Consider the following 19146-nt stretch of genomic DNA (forward strand, 5'->3'; position numbering starts at 1 on the left):
TTAGAAATCTAAATCTATTACTCACTATAGTTATAGGTTTTATTGGTATACTATCAGAACATCAGAATGACAGTATTCTTATAAAAAAAATATTTCAATGTGCTAAAAGTATATATAGTAAAGCTAAGTTTGTTTATTATCAAATAGCTGATGGAATTTATGATATTCTGCAAAAAAGTACTACTGGTATTAATAACCTTATTTCAAAATGTAAATCCAAAGAATCACAACAACTAACTCTCTTTGATGTCTTGAATTTACACAATTTGAGCAGTTTTGTTATCTAATTTTGGGGAAACTTAAAGTAATTATTATTGCCAATCCACAATATAAAAAATTATTTTTTTAATTTTCCAAAATTAAAGGTTAGGTATATACCTAACCTCTAACCTTGTTCTTTTTGTTTTTCAGGTATGTCCTCTCTATTTGAATCTTTTAACTGCCCTTTATAATACTCATTTGATATTTTATCAACATCTTCTACTATTCCTGCTTCTTTTTCATCATATACACCTTGATTATCTCCTGTACTATATGATGGATCTCTTTTAACTTCATTAAATCTAGCAACCGCCTGCCAACTATCTTCTCCATCAAATTCTACTTCATCCTCTATTGTTATATCTCTATAACTTCTTCCAAAAGGATATCCCAATACTTCTTCTTCAACAGGTCTATAATCCATAGTTGTTTCTAAAGGAATTTCTTCATTTGCACATTCAATACAAAACTTTGCATAAGGTATTATCTCAAGTCTTTCTTCTCTTATTTTTTTGCCACATTTTTCACAAATACCGTACGTTCCGTTTTCAATTCGATTTAATGCCTCTTCTATCTGCCTTAATAAATTTTGTTCATTATTTTTTAAATTCATCATCTGCTCTATAATAAACGTCTCTGTACCAATATCTGCTGGATGATTGTCATACATTGATAGTTCATCAAAATAATCTTGCATAGATGTATTTGGCTCATTTTCATTCATTTTATCTATTGTTTCTAATATTTTACATCTTTCCTCTAATAATAATTTTCTGAAATACTCTAATCTTCTTTTGTCCATCATAACCTCCTTACAAATTTTCTTGTACAATTTTTACTAAATCTGCTATAAAATCACCTATTAATGGTAAATTCCAAGAAATCATTTTCTGTAATATATAAATTACAAATGCTCCTAGTATCGTAAATCCAACAGCCATTCCAAACCCTCTTGCTAATCCTCCAATAAAGTTAATATATAATAATCTCTTTCTATTATTTAAAATATCAACATATTCAGCTATTTTTGCCTTTTCTAATTGTAAGGCTATCTCATGTATCTTTTTTTCTAATTCTTTTTCTTGCATAATAATCTCCTTTCAAAATAATTTACCCAATTTTATTGTATATTATTTATAATTTTTTAATAAAAGTTTATTAGTAATTTTTATAATTATTCTTACAATTAACTTATCCTTATATTAACGACTATATTTAGCTAATAATAGATAGAAAAATAAAAGACTGTTCTTTTTAAATACTCCACCCCATAATTCAACTAGTAATAAAAAGAAAAATAATAAATAATCTGTATATCTATGACATACATTTTCTACTATACTTATATCAACACTCTCAAGACTTAAATTATTTATTTTATCCATCATATTACCACTCCCATCTTTATATCCTATTATATATTATGTAAAGTTTAATGTGGAGTTACTTTTAAATTTTAAAAAAAGAAAAAGGCAAAAACCTTTTAGGTTCTTACCTTTCTAAATATTATAATTCACCAATACATTTTTTTATTTGTTTAACCTCATTATATAATATCTTCAATTGTTCTAAAGTAAGCGATTGATAACCATCAGATAAAGCCTCAGTAGGTTCTGGATGTACTTCTACCATTACACCATCTGCGCCTACCGCTACAGCTCCTCTTGTCATTGGAATAACTAAATCCCTTCTACCTGTACCATGACTCGGGTCTACAATTACCGGTAATTTACTCAAAGTTTTCAAAATCGGCACAACTGTTAAATCAAGTGTATTTCTAGTATAGTTTTCAAAAGTTCTAATACCACGTTCACATAATATAATATTATCATTACCTTCTAAAGCGATATATTCAGCCGCCATTAGCCATTCTTTTACTGTTGCTGTCATCCCACGTTTTAATAATATCGGCTTATTTAATTTACCCACTTCTTTTAATAGGGAATAATTTTGCATGTTTCTTGAGCCAATTTGTATAATGTCTATATATTCTAATGCCTTTTCTATATCACGAGGGTCCATAATTTCAGAAACAACTTTTAAATTATATTTAACTGCAATATCCCGTAAAATCTTTAATCCTTCGAATCCTAGTCCTTGAAAAGAATATGGTGATGTTCTCGGTTTAAAAGCGCCACCTCTAATTAATCTTATTTTTAGACTGGCTAACATTTCACCAACTAACTCCATCTGCTTTTCATTTTCAACTGCACATGGCCCCGCAATAATCGTAAAACTTCCATCACCAATCTTAACGTCATCACCTAAATCGATAATCTTCTTATCATCATGTTTTTTACCAACATATTGTAATTCCATGATTATTCCTCCATAAATAGTTATATGAGGCTTATAATTCTTTGTACAATTTCTGCAGAATTTTTAGCTGATTCAATAACAAATTCGTTAAAGTTGACATGTGCCGAACCATCAGCTTTATCTGAAATAGCTCTAAAAATGACAAAAGGAATATTATTCAAATAACAAGTCTGTCCTATTGCCCCGCTTTCCATTTCAACACAATAGCCTTTGAAGATTTCCCATAACTTATCTTTTTTATCTGGACTTGCAACAAATACATCTCCACTCAATATTCTTCCCTCATATAACTTGTGTCCTTTAAGCTCTTTAGCCGCTACTTCTTTAGCTATATCTATTAATCTCCTATCAGCTTTAAATTTATACTCATCTAATCTTGGGATTTCTCCTAGTTCGTATCCAAAACCCGTTGCATCAACATCATGCTGAACTACATCTGTAGAAATAACTATATCCCCAATATTTAGACTATCATGTATTGCACCAGCAACTCCTGTATTTATAATATAATCCACATTAAAATATGTAATCAATATTTGAGTACAAACTGCAGCATTTACTTTCCCTATACCACATCTTACTAGAACTACGTCTTTATCATTAAGTTTCCCCTCATAAAACTTCATTTTAGCCCTTTCTTTAACTTTATCTATTTCCATTTTATCTTTAAGAATTTCTATCTCTTCATCCATAGCCCCTATAATACCAATCCTCATACTCTTTCCTCCCAGCTTGTATATACTTATAACTTTCTCTATTATTATATAATTTCTGACTTCCGTGTCAAGTATGTAAAATATTTTTAATTCCTTATGTGTTTAAAAAGGGCTTGTATGTCAAACATACAAACCCTTTATTTATTATTCTAAATTAGCTAAACATTTTGCACAGATTGTTGGATGCTCTGGACTTTCACCAACTGTTTCACTGAATGTCCAGCATCTTTCGCATTTCTGTCCCGGTGCTTGCTCAACCACTACCTTAATATCATTATTTTCTCCTATAGTATAGTCTCCATCAATTTCATTATCTTCATTTACTTCTACCTTCGAAACAATCAAAATTTCTGGTAGTCTTTCTTCTATACTCTTTAAGAAGTCGTAATCTTCACCTTTGGCATAAATCTTAACTAAAGCATTTAATGAATGTCCTATTATTTTCTGGCTTCTCGCTATTTCTAATGCCTTTGTTATATCCTCTCTGTAGGAAATAATTTTATTCCATTTACTCTCTATAGCTTCATTATAATATTCAGCTTTTGGTTCAGGCCAATCAGTTAAATGTACACTAATAGCATCTTCACCCTTAACAAACTGCCATATTTCTTCAGCCGTAAAAGGTATTATTGGCGCTATCATCTTAACTAACGCTTTAAGAATTATATCAATTGTAGTTTGAGCAGCCCTTCTCGATTTTGAATCGCTTCTTAACGTATATAATCTATCTTTCAATACATCTAAATAGAAACTACTCATATCTACAACACAGAAATTATGGATTGCATGGTAAATCACATGGAAATCATAACTATCATAAGCCTTTGTAACTTTTTCAATTAATCTATTCAGTTTTATTAAAGCCCATTTATCCATTTCTAAAAGCTCATCATAGCTTACTGCATCTTTTTCTGGCTCAAAATCATACAGATTTCCTAAAATAAACCTTGCTGTATTTCTAATCTTTCTGTAAACTTCAGACATCTGCTTAAGTATTTCATTTGACATCCTTACATCTGACTTATAGTCCGAAGATGATACCCATAATCTCAATATATCTGCTCCATATTTATTTATTACTTCTAATGGGTCAACCCCATTTCCTAATGATTTAGACATCTTCCTTCCTTCACCATCTACTATCATACCATGAGTTATAACAGTTCTATATGGTGAAGTCCCTTTAGTAGCTATAGCTGTTAAAAGTGATGACTGGAACCAACCTCTATATTGGTCATTACCCTCTAAATATAAATCTGCCGGATATGTTAATTCTTCATATTCTTCAATAACAGATTTATGGCTAGAACCAGAATCAAACCATACATCCATTATATCCATTTCTTTTTTGAATTTAGTACAACCACATTCACATTTTGTATTTTCCGGAAGTAATTCATCTGCTTCCATCTCATACCAAGCATTAGAGCCTTTTTCTCTAAAAATCGAAGAAACCTTTGCTATAGTCTCTTCATTTATTAACTCTTTACCGCATTCCTCACAGTAGAAGATAGGTATTGGTACACCCCAAATTCTCTGTCTTGATATACACCAATCATTTCTATCCTTAATCATATTAATAATTCTCTCTTCACCCCAACCAGGTATCCATTCAACTTTTTTAGCAGCCTCAACAGCTTCATCTTTGAATGCATCGACTGAAGCAAACCATTGTTCAGTAGCTCTAAATATAACTGGGCCTTTACATCTCCAACAATGCGGATAAGAGTGAGTAATATCCTTTTTAGCTATTAAGTGCCCACTCTGTTCTAAATCATTGAGTATCACTTTGTTTGCTTTCGCATAATATAGCCCTTCATATTTACCTGCTTTATCTGTAAAATGTCCTTTATCATCTACAGGATTTAATACATCCAAATTATATTTCTGTCCTATTAAGAAGTCTTCTTGACCATGCCCTGGTGCCGTATGAACACATCCAGTACCAGCATCTAATGTTACATGATCCCCTAGTATAACAACTGATTCTCTTTCGATAAATGGATGTTTTGTCTTCATATATTCTAACATTTTACCGTTAAAATTAGCTAATATCTTATATTCATCAATACCTATTTCTTTCATTACATTTTCAGTCAGTTCCTTAGCTATAACATAAACCTCATTGTTAACTTCTACAAGAGAATATTCAAATTCTGGTCCAACAGAAATAGCTAAATTAGCAGGTAGTGTCCATGGAGTTGTAGTCCAAATTACAAAATATACATTTTCTAAACTATCTAAATGATCTTTGAATAGACCTTTATCATCTACAAGCTCAAATTTTACATAAATAGATGGTGATACCTTGTCTTTATATTCTATTTCGGCTTCTGCTAAAGCAGTTTCACAACTTGGGCACCAATAAACTGGTTTTAATCCTTTATATATATATCCTTTTTTAGCCATCTCCCCAAATATTTCTATCTGATGAGCCTCGTATTCAGGTTTTAAAGTCAAATATGGATTATCCCAATCACCCGTTACACCTAAACGCTTAAACTGCTCTTTCTGCCTTTCTACTTGACTCAATGCATAATCTCTACATTTGTTTCTAAATTCAACTGATGAAACTTCTTTTACGCTCAATCCCAACTCTTTTATCGCTCTTAATTCAATAGGTAGCCCATGAGTATCCCATCCTGGAATATATGGAGCATAAAAACCTCTCAATGTTTTATATCTAATTATTATATCCTTAAGAATCTTATTTAGAGTATGACCAAGATGTATATCTCCATTTGCATAAGGTGGGCCATCATGTAAAATAAAACTTTTATTACCTTTATTCTTTTCAAGACCTTTATTGTAAATATCTTGTTCATACCATTTATTTAAAATATCAGGCTCTCTTTTTGGCAAATTAGCTCTCATTGGAAATTCTGTTTTTGGTAAATTCAATGTTTTGCTGTAATCCATCATAACACCTCCTGTGTATTTTCGAATTATTTTAACTAAGATGCGTCGTCGTTTAATGTGTATAAAATAAAAAACTTCATCCCAATGGGACGAAGTTACTCCGCGTTACCACCCAATTTACCATACAAATGGTCTCTCATTTAAATAACGGATTACCGGAACCCCCTACTCAATTTCGAAGGTCAACTCCAGGGTGATTTTCATTAAAGCAGGATTACTAGCTCACACCAACCGCTAGCTCTCTTGAAATCCCACAATAACTACTCTCCCTTTCATAGTCTTTGTCTATATCAAATTTTAAAAATATTATATATTATTAACTAAAATCCGTCAATATTAACAGTTATTTTTCACTGTTTTTCTTCAACTTCGTTTAAAAACATATCCACCGTTTCTAATTGTGAACTTAAAAAAGTCTTAAATCTAGTTTTAAAAATCAATAATTCCTTCCTAATCTCTTCGTACTTTTTCTGTATTTTAACAACTTCGTTATGCGCATCTTCAATAATTTTTCTTGCATTTTCTTCCGCTTCTCTTATAATAAGTTCTGCTTCTTTTTTAGCATTATGACTAACCTCTTCAGCAGTATTTTGTGCTACAACTAATGTATTTTGCAGTGTTTTTTCAATGTTTTGGTAATATTCAACTTTCTCATTTAATACAGAAACTTTATCTTTAAGCTCAAGATTTTCTTTATAAAGTTTCTCATAATCGGCAGCAACTTCATCTAAAAAACTAACTACTTCAGTCTCTTTATATCCCATAATACTTTTACTAAATTCTTTATTTTGAATATCTAAAGGTGTTAACATAACCCATGCCTCCACTAAACATAAATTTTTATAATTAATTTATGCCTTCCTTTTTTTGTTTTTCCTAAATTTTTATAAATTAAAAATCTACCTTCGCCCTTTACGGAAATTAAATCAGTTTCATCAGCTAAATGGAATGGCTGTCTTATCGGTTCCCAATTAACTTTGACTCTATTCTGATTAAAATACATCAAACACTTTGACCTTGAAATATTATATACAGTACTGATAACATTATCTACTCTTAACGAACTTACGGTAATATTTTTTTCAATATATTCAGTTACGCCTTGTTTAATTTCATCTAAACTTATTTCTTCAACATATACATTCTGATTGCCAACTTTATTCAAATGTAGTTTAACAAAATCTAAAATATCTCTATGCAATACAATTTGTGCAAAATCATCATGTAAATATATATCCCCAATTTTTTCCCTTTTAATTCCTAACCCCAATATAGAACCTAAGTAATCTCTATGACTTAATCTCCTTCTAAAATTGCCAGTTATTTCAATTGAACCAATTGGATTTTCAATATCTTCCTTATTTAAGTAAAATGGATATATTATAATAGATTTTCTTTCAGCCTCTTCAAGTCCGCCCTCTTCAAAATAATTTAAATCGGAAAACCTATTAAGTATTGAATAACTTAACCTTCTTTGATATGGATCTAAAAAGTCACTATACACAACCTCATGATTTTTTAATACTTTTTCAATTTTATCTAAAATTTTCCTCATAACTATTATTTGCTCTGGGTCTCTAATATATTCTAAATATTTTGCTTTGTTTAAAAACATATCATCACCTATCAACTATAAAATAGCTCTTAGAATATAAGAAATTAAATCTAAAAACACAAACGCTAACAATGGCGAAAAATCTATCATTCCCGTATTAATCCCTAATTTATCCATTAAGTCTCTAAATGGACTTAAAATAGGTTCTGTAACTTGATAAACAAAATTAAACACTGGATTATTTAAATCTCTAATTATATAAGACATAAAAACCCTTACTAAGATCAGTGTTTCTAACAAATTTATAAATATACCTACAGATCTTTCTATAACCCACACATTCAACACCTCTTTTAACTATTTCTGCCACGGAAATATACCTTTATTTTTCAATTGTTCTTTTATATTCCCGTTAATTTCTACATTATTAGGAGCTAAAATAAAAATATCTTTAGCAACTTTTTGAATGACTCCTTCTAAAGCATAAATAGCTCCATTCAAAAAATCAAAGATTTGTCTCTTACTATCCCCATCCATATGTTCTAAATTAATAACAACTGTTTTTCTATTCTTTATATCCTCAACAATTTTAGGTGCATCTTCATATCTTCTTGGTTCATGAATTGTTAATTTCATAGACAAATTTGTATGTATACTTACAATCCTGTTGTTAACACGCTTCTTAACTGGCAATTCTTCTTCGACAAAAGGGTCTATCGATTCTTCCACAACTTCTTCCTCAAAATCATCTAAACCAATTATATATTTAAACTTATTAATAATTTTATTACTTTTATTTGACATCGCAATACCTCCTAATAACTTCTTCTCCCAAAAATCCCCGTTCCTATTCTAACCATATTAGAACCTTCCTCGATTGCTATTTTATAATCATTAGTCATTCCCATTGATAAATATTTCATCTCCACATTTGGATATTCTCTTTTTTTAAGTTCTTCAGAAAGTTCTTTTAACTGTCTAAAAACATATCTAATCTCCTCTGGATTTTCTGCATAAGGAGCTATTGTCATAAGCCCTTTTATTTTTATTTTAGGATATTTTATAATTTCTTCAATAAATGGAATAACCGCATCACCATAAAGTCCATACTTCGATTCTTCTTCTGCTATATTGACTTGAATAAGAGCATTTACAAAGATATTATGCTGCTGTGCTCTTTTTTGAAGTTCTTGTGCTAAAGACAATCTATCTAAAGAATGAATCAAATCTATCTTATCAATAATATATTTAACCTTGTTTGTTTGTAAATGTCCTATCATATGCCAAGTTGGTCCATCTTTAACCAAATCATACTTTCTCAAAATCTCCTGAACTCTACTTTCTCCTATATTATTTACTCCCAGCTCTATCGCTTCATTTATTACATCAACATCCACAGTCTTAGTAACAGCAATCAATGTTATATCTTCCGGACTTCTCCCCGTTTTTAACGCTGCTTGTTCAATATTTTTATATATTTCTTCTAAATTTGCTTTTATATTAACTATTTTAATCCCCTCCCTTTAATCTATAATTTGTCCTTCCTTAACTTTCTTACCATTAACGAATACTTCATCAAAAATAGAAATCGTATATACCTTTTCATCTTTCCCATTAATATTTATTTTTATTTTCCCTCTATCACCGACTTTAATTTTACTTCCTGTATCTACAATTACATATTTATCATTTTGCCCTATTATTCTTACAGGTTTAAATTTCACAACACCACTTATATCTTTAATGTATACACCATCTATTCCATCTCTCTTTACTACCGAACTTTTAGGTACTTTTAATCCTGAATAAGTGTTAATAATTATCTCAACATCGACATACCTCTCATTATAAAATTTATACAGGTAACTATCAAATTCAAATATTACTATATATCCATCGCTACCTTTATTTACTTTATAAACTTTACCTTTTATTTTTTCATTTTTTTCTAAAAACTTTATATATACATATTTTCCTTCACTCAACCTATCTATACCACTATTAGGTCCTAATTTTACCACAAGATACCATTTATAGTTGTCAATTATTTTGAAAATAGGTTCACCTGAACTGACTTCCAACTCGTTATTAATTTTATGTATATTACTTTCTATAATCCTAAATTTATCGGGAGTAAATTTAGATAAACCTTTTAAGTTATATATTTCTTCTAACCCATCAATAGTATAACTTACTAATCCACAATTTTTTGAATAATAATTTTCTTTCGCATTTTTTAATCTGTTCTGTAAATTTTTACGCATCTCATATAGTTTATCTAAATCATTAGCTATCAACGAATTTTTGCCAAATAAATCTGAACGCTTATCTAAATCTAATTTTAGTTCTTTTACTACTTGATTTACTTTAATAAAATTACCTTCTAAAATGCTTTTTCTCAAAGTATCTATTTTTTCATCTATAAAAATTTTATTCTTCTCTATATCATTTGAAAATATTTCTTGCGTTTTGATTTTATTACTTAACTCTTCAATCTTTTTATTTATAGCATTCAATTCTTCTGCTATTTTATGATTCTTGTCCGATGCTATTACTTGTCCTATTAAAATCCCTAATCCGACCTTTTCACCTTCATTTTTGTTAAAAATTATTTTACCGTTAGTTGTCGCTCTATAAACAACTTCATTTTTAAAAATAATCCCTTTAGTCCTTTCTAAAACATCAATACTGCCCTCTTCAACTACCACTGTAGCTGCATTCGTGATACAGAATGTTGGTAACATTCTTAACGATAAATAAATCATCACTATTATTACCAATCCAATTCTAAGTTTTTTTCGTCTTTTTCTTTTTTGTTTTCTTTTATCTTTAGTCATAACATCACCACACCAATTTATATTATATTTCTTCATGTTTTAAGATTTTCCTTCATCATTTTAACAATAAGAATTATCCATATGCAAATATAACTAAAGACCTATTTGTCTATAAATCAAGTATAACATAATTCTCTGTCAACTTTACAAAATTTAAAAAAATGTGTATAATATATATTACTTTCGGGATGTAGCGCAGCTTGGTTAGCGCACAAGTCTGGGGGACTTGGGGTCGCTGGTTCGAATCCAGTCATCCCGACCATATTTAAACACAAAATTAGGCTAACAGTTGGTAGCTGTTAGCCTAACTTTATATTATGATACAGATTAGCCCTCCACTGCCTTCATTTACAATACGCTGGAGAGTTTTCTGGATTTTAGCTCTTACATCATCTGGCATCATGTTGAGCTTACTCTGTAGCTGTTCCTTTACTAAATCATGTAATGTTTTACCAAACATATTTGATTCCCAAATTTTTGAAGGGTCATTTTCAAATTCATCTAGTAAATATTTTAGCAATTCTTCGCTCTGCTTCTCTGTTCCAATAATTGGTGATACTTCGGTTGTTATATCCGCTCTAATCAAATGTAAACTTGGAGCATTTGCACGCAATTTAACTCCAAATCTATTGCCTTGCCTAAAGATTTCGGGTTCATATAACTCTAACTCTTCAAGGCTAGGAGGTACTAATCCGTATCCTTTCTCTTTTACATCTTTTAATGCACTTTCTATTTTATCGTATTCTTTCTTAGATTTAGCAAGTTTAGAGATTAACCCCAACAACTGATGTTCTCCAACTATTTTATAACCTGTTATTTCACTTATCACATTATATAGCAGATTATTTTCGACTTCCATTTTTATATTAGCTATTCCCTCACCTAATTTGATTTCAGTTATAATCGCATTCTGAACAGCTTCACAGTCTGTAAATTTATCTAATGCATTTGTAATGTCTCTGATTCGATATAATTCTGCTACAGTTTCCTTAAGTGAATTTAATATATTCTCACGTATCCAATGTTTACTAGATAATCCTTCAACCCAACCAGGTAGATTAATATTAATCTCTCTTATTGGGAATTCTAATAATACCTTTTCAAGAATATTATTAATATCCTGTATGGACATATTTAAACAATCTATTGCAATTACTGGTGTCTGGTATTTTTCTTCTAAACTTTCTCTAAGTGCTATTGTACTATCTAAATCTGGATGTTTTGAATTTAGTAATATTACAAAAGGTTTATCAAGTTCTTTTAATTCACTAATAACTCTTTCTTCAGCCTTAATATAATTAGACCTTTCAATATCTGTTATAGAACCATCGGTAGTTATAACTAATCCAATAGTAGAATGATCGGTTATAACTTTTCTAGTCCCTATTTCAGCAGCTTCTTCAAACGGTATCTCCTTTTCAAACCATGGTGTAGTAACCATTCTAGGCATATTATTTTCTTCATGTCCTAAAGCACCTTTTACTATATATCCTACACAATCTACCATTCTAACTCTAAATTTGACATTATCTTTCAAAGTCAATTCGACAGCTTCACTTGGAACAAATTTAGGTTCTGTTGTCATTATAGTTCTTCCAGCACCGCTTTGTGGTAATTCATCATTAGCTCTTTCTTTTCTATATGTATTGTCTATATTCGGTATGACTAGTAGTTCCATAAACCTTTTAATAAATGTTGATTTACCTGTTCTAACAGGCCCTACAACTCCAATATATATATCCCCATCCGTTCTTTCAGCAATATCCTTGTATATATCGAAATTCTTCATCTACTTTCCCCCCTTTATATAATATATTGAAGAATCTCCATTTTTAGTATAGTTTTCAGCCTAGAAAAATATAAATTTGGACTCAGTTTTTAACATTATATATATATGAAAAGATTAAAATAATATGACATGCTAATAAAAAAAAGACATCTTTTAGATGTCCTTACCAATTAAATCCTGTTTTCTGTACAATTTCTTCCATTTCATGTTTCTTATCTCTCATCATTAAATTAAAAACAGAATATCTAACATCTTTTCCTTCATAAAGTACTCCATAAATTTCCTCGGTTATCGGCATCTTTACATCATATTTTTTAGCTAACTTGTATGCCGCTTTAGTCGTCCTTACTCCTTCTACAACCATACCTACAGATCTAATTGCTTCTTCTAAACTAGCTCCTTGTCCAATCTTAATACCCGCTCGCCTATTTCTACTATGAAGACTCGTACAAGTAACTATTAAATCACCTATTCCTGAAAGACCAGCAAATGTATTTTTATTTGCTCCCATTTTTTTACCCAAACGTGAAATTTCAATAATCCCTCTATTCATAAGTGCAGCCTTAGTATTATCTCCATATCCTAATCCATCTGATATTCCCGCTCCTAGCGCTATTACATTTTTAAGTGCCCCACCAAGTTCAACCCCTATTACATCTGGATTCGTATAAACTCTAAATCTAGGAGTCATAAACACTTCTTGAATATACTCTGCAGTTTTTTTATTTACAGATGCGGCTACCACTGCTGTTGGGATACTTTTAGAAACCTCTTCAGCATGCGAAGGCCCTGAAATAACAGTATACTCAATATCTGGCAATTCTTGTTTTACAACTTCCGAAATTCTAAGTAGAGTATCTGTCTCTATCCCTTTTGCTACATTGACCAATATAGGCTGCTGTCTCAACTTCATTTTAAATTTCCTAATTGTCTCCCTAACAGCATGCGACGGCACTGCCAATAAAATTATATTTTTTCTATAAATAGCCTCTTCCATATCATTAGTAACATTAATATTATCTGGCAATTTAATATTAGGTAAATACTTTTTATTTTCTCTAGTTTCTTTCATATAATTGCATTGACTAACATCTCTTACCCATAAATCAACCTGATAACCTTTATTGGCAAGTAGTAAAGCTAAAGCCGTTCCCCAGCTTCCTCCTCCTAAAATACCAATAGTTACTTTCATTATTATTCCTCCTCATTTAGACCCTCTGACCTATTTTTCTCTCCTGTCCCTTCAATAATCGTGATATATTCCCCTTATGTCTGTAAATAGCCATAGCAGATAATATTAACGTGAAAATTAAGAAATCTAAATTAAAAGGCCTATTGAAAAACAATCCTATAATAGGTAACAAAGCCATTGTTATCACTGACCCCAACGAGACATATCTAGATTTAATAACGATAATTAATCCTATAGCCAAACATATTAATGTTATCTTATAATTGATAATCAACATTACACCAATAGTTGATGCTATACCTTTCCCACCCCTGAAATTTAATAAGGCTGGCCAATTATGCCCTACAATCACACTAATACCAGCAAGAAACATACCTGTTTCTCCTAAAATCATTTTACCTAAAATTACTGCTATTACCGCTTTCAATAAATCAAATAAAAACGTTACAGCCGCTATTTTTGCACCAAAAACTCTTAAAGCATTTGTAGCACCTGCATTCCCACTCCCATAATTTCTAATATCTTTATTCTCTAATATTCTCCCTATCAAATAGGCCGCATTTATATTTCCTATTAAATAACTTAATAATAATACTAATAAAATTTTATACATCTAATCCCCCTTTTCTTTAAATTCTAATTGAATAGGTGTTCCCTCAAATCCAAAGGCCTGCCTTATTTGATTTTCTAAATATCTTTGATAAGAAAAATGCATCAACTCTATGTCGTTAATAAAAATAACAAATTTAGGTGGCTTTATCCCCACTTGAGTACCATAATATATTTTTAATCTTCTTCCTTTATCTGATGGTGGCTGATTCATAAGTACCGCTTCACCAATAATGTCATTTAATACCCCTGTACTAATTCTCATAGAATGATTATTTGAAACTTTCTTTATTAAATCGATTATCCTATTAACTCTCTGTCCCGTTTTTGCTGATATAAACAATATTGGAGCATAGGACATAAATGATAGCCTTTCTCTAATTTCCTTTTCATATCTTAAATAAGTTTTGTCATCTTTCTCAACAAGATCCCATTTATTCATTATAATAATAGTGGCTTTACCATTTTCATGAGCATATCCTGCAATTTTAGCATCTTGTTCAGTAACAGATTCTAATGAATCTATAACTAACAAACAGACATCAGCTCTTTCAATAGCCGTTAATGCTCTAATAACACTATATTTTTCTATATTTTCATTAATTTTCTTTCTTCTTCTGATACCCGCTGTATCTATAAACACAAATTTATCTTCTCCAACTTGAAATGGCGTATCTATTGCATCTCTAGTCGTACCAGGTATATCACTTACTATAACCCTGTCTTCTCCTAAAATTTTATTTATTAAAGAAGATTTCCCTGCATTCGGTTTCCCTATCACTGCAACTTTAATTACGCCTTCTTCATACTCCGTATCTTTATCTTCAGGAAAAAGCTCAATTACTGCATCTAATAAATCTCCTATCCCCAATCCTTGCGAAGCTGATATTGCTATAGGATCGCCTAATCCTAATTCATAAAATTCATAAATTGTATCTGGAGTCATAGGCGTATCAATTTTGTTGCAAACTAACAATACTTTCTTTTTAGACTTTCTCAACATATTAGCTACTTCTCTATCTGTAGATGTTAATCCCTCTATTCCATCTACAACAAACAAAATAACATCGGCAGTATCAATCGCTATTTGTGCCTGTCTTCTCATCTGTGATAAAATAATGTCTTCAGTATCGGGTTCAATTCCTCCTGTATCAATCAAAGTAAAGTACTTATTTAACCATTCAGCTTCAGCATAAATCCTATCTCTAGTAACTCCGGGTTTATCTTCTACAATTGCTATTCTTTTGCCTGCTAATCTATTAAAAAGAGTAGATTTTCCTACGTTCGGTCTACCCACAATAGCTACAACTGGTCTTGCCATATATATCACCTCGCATGTTTTTTATAGAAGTCTACAAATTTATATCCATCAACGTCTAAAGCAATCACTTCTATATTTAATCTTTCTTCTAATTCTCCTACAGTAATATCATCTAGAAAAATATCTTCATCGCGTTTCAACATAGATTTTGGAATAATTAATCCAGCACCTAAATCCTTTCCATCAAGTTGTCCAATTAAATCACTTCCAGTTATAAGCCCTGCTACTGTTATCGTTTCTCCAAAAAAGTTATTGATTATAGGTTCAACCTGCAAATCAAGTCCCTTAAATTTACTCATAACTAGTTTGGCAACATCTTTCATAAAAGGATAGGCTAACATACCTGTTGCTATAGTAAATTTTTTATTTAATCTCATATCTTTATCTATTTGAGTTAAAGCCTTTAATACTTCTTCATAAAATAATCTCATCAATCCCACACCATTTTCTAACTGTGGAAATCCTTCATATTCATCAAATGAAGGCACTTCCTTCCCTGCAAGAATATAAAATTCATCAGCAACAAAAACAAATCTCGAGCCTAATTCTTTTAAATATTTGTTTTGTTTCTTACCAATAAAATTTAGTAATTCTTCAGCTGTATCTCTATTATACGTTTCTAATTTAAAAAGCCCTTCTCTATATTTTGTAACACCAACAGGCACAACTGCAACACTCTTAACATTTGGATATAAAACTGCTAAATCCTCTAGCGTCTTATCCAAATATATACCGTCATTAATTCCCGGACATAGAACAATCTGACAATTCATTTCTATATTTGCTTTACTAAATCTTTGTAATATATCATATATTTTCCCTGCATTTTTGTTGTTTAACATTTTTACCCTCAATTCAGGGTCAGTGGTATGAACGGATATATTTATTGGACTTAACTTATAAAATATAATCCTGTCAATTTCATCGTCAGACAGATTTGTGAGTGTAATAAAATTACCCTGTAAAAAGGATAATCTAGAATCATCATCCTTAAAATATAGAGTATTTCTCATTCCTTTAGGCAATTGATCTATAAAGCAAAATATGCATTTATTTCTGCAGCTCTTAGCTTTATCAATTAATGGATTCGTAAATATTATACCAATATCTTCATTAATATCCTTTTCAATTTCTAATTCCCATATCTCTCCATTCTTCTTTTGTATAGTCATTTCAACATAATCATCAGAAATCTGATATTTATAATCTAAAATATCCATTATTGGATGCCCGTTTACAGATATTAGAACATCCCCACTTTCAATTCCTAATTCTTCTGCAATACTGCCTCTTTCAATTGCTTCAATAATATTTGTATGCTTATCTGCGTTTTTTACTTCCATAATATCCCCTCTATAATCACCTATTATTAGTACTAGGTATTAACATTATATCATACCTATATAATTTTTGTTTATATCATCATTTAATTATATATAATCAAAATATTTTTGGCAATATCTTTAATTATAACACATTAACAAAATCCATTACGAAAATTGTATTTAAACTTAATTCTACTTAATTTCTTATATCATAAATACAGAATGTTAATGCCTTACAATTACATAGGCTCCATTTTCTAAATCATGTACCATACCTAAAGTTATTTTCGATAGTAAAAGAGCAATTTTTTCTCTCTCCTCCTCATCTTTTGCATAAAAAACCGGTATATTCTCACCGCAAACTATATCTTTTCTAATTGTTACAACTGCCAAAATCGCCTCTTTAATTCCTACATCCATATTTTCACACTCCTTAATCAGCTGCTTTTCTACCAGCTTTAGAATCTAAAGGTTTTCTCTTTGCACTTTCTAAAACAACTGTTCTCTTTACAGCTTCTATCAAGCATTCTATATCTGGTTCCATAGGCACAATAGCCATTACAATATTTCCTGTTTCAGGATCCCTTCTTGCAATAGGTGTAAAATCAGGTTCATCTACATCTTTCCTTATACCTAATAGAGCTGCTGCATTATGTTGAATAGCCTGTCTTTGTCCTAGATTAGCTAACGTTGCAATTCCATTTTCATCATGCGGAATAATTTCTACAGCTATACCTTTCTCTTCATATATTTTTCTTGATTCCTTAAGCCCCACATTCATTATTACTACATCATTAATTGTCAATAATGGACCTTTAAATTTAATTTTTGCAGGAACTACATCTGCAATATCTCCAATTGTCTGTCTGGCTATTGCCTTATTAAAATAATATATAGAAATAAAACCAATTATTACTCCAATAACAACCGATTGTGTTCTTGAAATGCCAATTTTAAAAAGTAAAAATATTACTATGCTTACTATAAGAGATGTCAGCATAGTCATATAATTTCTAGCTTCAAAAGCCTTTGCAATATCTTCAATATACGCAGTACCTCTTGCCACTAATTCAGTAGGTTCTATATTGTCTAAACTTTGACGTTCTAAATTTCTTACATCCCTGAATTGTTGAGCCGCTAAAGCCAAAAATGTAACTGCAGCATATTCTTTCTCCCATAATGCAGGTAAAGCAACAGAACCTAATCCTGCTGCTACAATACCTAAAGTAAGATGTGAAAATACCCCCTGAGGATAACTTGGATATTGTCTATGATCGACTCTGAGCATAGACATTCTGGATAAAATTCCTAACATTATTGAAGGAATTATTATATAACTGTAATTAAGCATTTTACCACCTTCTAGATATAAACTTTAATTTATATTATTGTTGAAACGACCTTTAGATTTAAATCTATAATTTAGGTTTCCCTTATTCTTTTATACTATTCTTATCTTTAAATATATAGAAATCCCTTAAAGTAGACATAAATAAATCTACTTTAAGGGATTTAAAAGTTTACTTATTAATATTTAATAATTATGATTTATCTATATGGAATTTATTTAAATATTAGTATTATTTATAATAATAGTTTTTGTGTTTTTTTACATAATCTAGAATCATAGCATATCCTAAAAACATAAGAACTCCGCAGAATAAAATAGAAAACATAAATTCATTTGATATAATATGTACAATTTCTAATACTAATGATAATTCCACGATTAAATACAAAATCAAAATTAGATAATAAGAATATTTTCTTTTTTTTAAAGATCCTATACCTGCAATTATAAATATTAAACCAATAAATATCCATATACCATATACTAAATAAGGATTATTAAAACTTCTAACTACCGATATATTGTAATGATATTGATTTAAAATATTTTTAATACTGTAAAATATCATTAAAATTCCATGTAATATAGTTATATATGAAACAGCTTTCATAAAAATACCCCCTTGTATAATATAGTTTGTAAAACACATCAAAATAAATATCCTATCTAAAAGTTTTCATCTACTCCTCCTGCCTAGTAGCATGAAAACTTAAAAAACTTGTGCTTTAAAAAACAATTTGAGATAATTGTTCTCGTAAACAGATAGAGATTTTCGTATTCCCCCTTGAGGTTTAAATCCTCCTAAAAAAGAGTGATATCTCTACTTTACGAGTTTTTGCGAATAAGCTGGATGTTGATTAGCTAAAGCTAATTCTTCGTATGTCTAACAAGGCTGTAACTTGTAAAGATTAGAGTGCATATCTATCTGTAATTTAAATTGTGAGGTGTTTGT

Annotated in this window: 21 protein-coding genes, 1 tRNA gene and 1 other annotated feature; of the genes, 2 read left to right on the plus strand and 20 right to left on the minus strand. The window is 30.1% G+C overall.

Translation table 11 applies throughout. The features are described from left to right. A partial coding sequence (locus tag BUB51_RS13340; RefSeq protein WP_207647536.1) for a hypothetical protein occupies positions 1-287 on the plus strand: 287 nt, incomplete at its 5' end. A 98-nt stretch (positions 288-385) separates the two neighbouring features. On the opposite strand, the gene BUB51_RS08195 is transcribed toward BUB51_RS13340, so the two are convergent. The 12 genes from BUB51_RS08195 to BUB51_RS08250 all read right to left on the minus strand — a co-directional run bounded on the left by BUB51_RS08195 (position 386) and on the right by BUB51_RS08250 (position 10643). Further along, positions 386-1063 carry a TraR/DksA C4-type zinc finger protein gene (locus BUB51_RS08195; protein WP_073196945.1) on the minus strand — a complete coding sequence of 226 codons (678 nt, stop codon included), beginning with the start codon at positions 1061-1063 and terminating at the stop codon, positions 386-388. A gap of 10 nt (positions 1064-1073) precedes the next feature. Next, positions 1074-1349 carry a DUF5665 domain-containing protein gene (locus tag BUB51_RS08200; RefSeq protein WP_035163730.1) on the minus strand — a complete coding sequence of 92 codons (276 nt, stop codon included), beginning with the start codon at positions 1347-1349 and terminating at the stop codon, positions 1074-1076. Positions 1350-1463: 114 nt separating this feature from the next. After that, positions 1464-1649 carry a hypothetical protein gene (locus BUB51_RS08205; protein WP_073196947.1) on the minus strand — a complete coding sequence of 62 codons (186 nt, stop codon included), beginning with the start codon at positions 1647-1649 and terminating at the stop codon, positions 1464-1466. 118 nt (positions 1650-1767) lie between these two features. Then, positions 1768-2580, minus strand: coding sequence for a bifunctional 3-deoxy-7-phosphoheptulonate synthase/chorismate mutase (locus BUB51_RS08210; protein ID WP_073196948.1), 813 nt, complete (start codon positions 2578-2580; stop codon positions 1768-1770). Between the two features lie 20 nt (positions 2581-2600). Next, on the minus strand, positions 2601-3296 hold the full coding sequence (locus BUB51_RS08215) for a 5'-methylthioadenosine/adenosylhomocysteine nucleosidase (RefSeq protein WP_073196950.1): 696 nt from the start codon (positions 3294-3296) through the stop codon (positions 2601-2603). Positions 3297-3440: 144 nt separating this feature from the next. Beyond that, a complete protein-coding gene (ileS, locus tag BUB51_RS08220; RefSeq protein ID WP_073196952.1) occupies positions 3441-6215 on the minus strand; it encodes an isoleucine--tRNA ligase in 2775 nt (924 codons plus the stop codon). Positions 6216-6297: 82 nt separating this feature from the next. Continuing rightward, positions 6298-6500, minus strand: a binding site (T-box leader). A 65-nt stretch (positions 6501-6565) separates the two neighbouring features. Beyond that, complete coding sequence (locus tag BUB51_RS08225) at positions 6566-7027, minus strand: DivIVA domain-containing protein (protein WP_073196954.1); 462 nt, start codon at positions 7025-7027, stop codon at positions 6566-6568. A 14-nt stretch (positions 7028-7041) separates the two neighbouring features. Then, complete coding sequence (locus BUB51_RS08230) at positions 7042-7830, minus strand: YlmH family RNA-binding protein (RefSeq protein ID WP_073196956.1); 789 nt, start codon at positions 7828-7830, stop codon at positions 7042-7044. A 15-nt stretch (positions 7831-7845) separates the two neighbouring features. After that, positions 7846-8109 (minus strand): YggT family protein, encoded by a 264-nt coding sequence (locus tag BUB51_RS08235; protein WP_052045331.1) that lies wholly within the window; start codon positions 8107-8109, stop codon positions 7846-7848. A gap of 18 nt (positions 8110-8127) precedes the next feature. Further along, the gene (locus BUB51_RS08240) at positions 8128-8574 is read right to left on the minus strand and encodes a cell division protein SepF (RefSeq protein ID WP_073196958.1); all 447 of its coding nucleotides are present in this window, start codon (positions 8572-8574) and stop codon (positions 8128-8130) included. Between the two features lie 11 nt (positions 8575-8585). After that, on the minus strand, positions 8586-9269 hold the full coding sequence (locus BUB51_RS08245; RefSeq protein ID WP_423230316.1) for a YggS family pyridoxal phosphate-dependent enzyme: 684 nt from the start codon (positions 9267-9269) through the stop codon (positions 8586-8588). Positions 9270-9293: 24 nt separating this feature from the next. Continuing rightward, complete coding sequence (locus tag BUB51_RS08250) at positions 9294-10643, minus strand: biotin/lipoyl attachment domain-containing protein (protein ID WP_073196962.1); 1350 nt, start codon at positions 10641-10643, stop codon at positions 9294-9296. A gap of 148 nt (positions 10644-10791) precedes the next feature. Here BUB51_RS08250 and BUB51_RS08255 point away from each other — a divergent pair. Continuing rightward, a tRNA-Pro gene (locus tag BUB51_RS08255) sits at positions 10792-10869 on the plus strand. Between the two features lie 48 nt (positions 10870-10917). Here the strand turns inward: BUB51_RS08255 and spoIVA are convergent. The 8 genes from spoIVA to BUB51_RS08295 all read right to left on the minus strand — a co-directional run bounded on the left by spoIVA (position 10918) and on the right by BUB51_RS08295 (position 18804). Next, positions 10918-12396: a stage IV sporulation protein A gene (gene spoIVA / locus BUB51_RS08260; protein ID WP_073196964.1), complete on the minus strand. Its 1479-nt coding sequence runs from the start codon at positions 12394-12396 to the stop codon at positions 10918-10920. A 163-nt stretch (positions 12397-12559) separates the two neighbouring features. Beyond that, complete coding sequence (locus BUB51_RS08265) at positions 12560-13588, minus strand: NAD(P)H-dependent glycerol-3-phosphate dehydrogenase (protein WP_073196966.1); 1029 nt, start codon at positions 13586-13588, stop codon at positions 12560-12562. A 16-nt stretch (positions 13589-13604) separates the two neighbouring features. After that, entirely contained in the window at positions 13605-14201 is a 597-nt protein-coding gene (plsY, locus tag BUB51_RS08270) for a glycerol-3-phosphate 1-O-acyltransferase PlsY (protein ID WP_073196968.1), read from the minus strand. Beyond that, positions 14202-15518 carry a ribosome biogenesis GTPase Der gene (gene der / locus BUB51_RS08275; RefSeq protein WP_073196970.1) on the minus strand — a complete coding sequence of 439 codons (1317 nt, stop codon included), beginning with the start codon at positions 15516-15518 and terminating at the stop codon, positions 14202-14204. Between the two features lie 5 nt (positions 15519-15523). Beyond that, complete coding sequence (locus tag BUB51_RS08280) at positions 15524-16861, minus strand: DUF512 domain-containing protein (protein WP_073196972.1); 1338 nt, start codon at positions 16859-16861, stop codon at positions 15524-15526. A 207-nt stretch (positions 16862-17068) separates the two neighbouring features. Continuing rightward, on the minus strand, positions 17069-17263 hold the full coding sequence (locus BUB51_RS08285; RefSeq protein ID WP_035164408.1) for a capping complex subunit for YIEGIA: 195 nt from the start codon (positions 17261-17263) through the stop codon (positions 17069-17071). Positions 17264-17276: 13 nt separating this feature from the next. After that, on the minus strand, positions 17277-18194 hold the full coding sequence (locus BUB51_RS08290) for a YIEGIA family protein (protein ID WP_035164405.1): 918 nt from the start codon (positions 18192-18194) through the stop codon (positions 17277-17279). Positions 18195-18423: 229 nt separating this feature from the next. After that, positions 18424-18804: a hypothetical protein gene (locus BUB51_RS08295; protein ID WP_073196974.1), complete on the minus strand. Its 381-nt coding sequence runs from the start codon at positions 18802-18804 to the stop codon at positions 18424-18426. Positions 18805-19146 lie beyond the last annotated feature (342 nt).

Origin of the sequence: Caloranaerobacter azorensis DSM 13643 (assembly GCF_900129995.1) — a bacterium.
In the GTDB taxonomy this organism is placed as follows: Bacteria; Bacillota; Clostridia; order Tissierellales; family Thermohalobacteraceae; genus Caloranaerobacter; species Caloranaerobacter azorensis.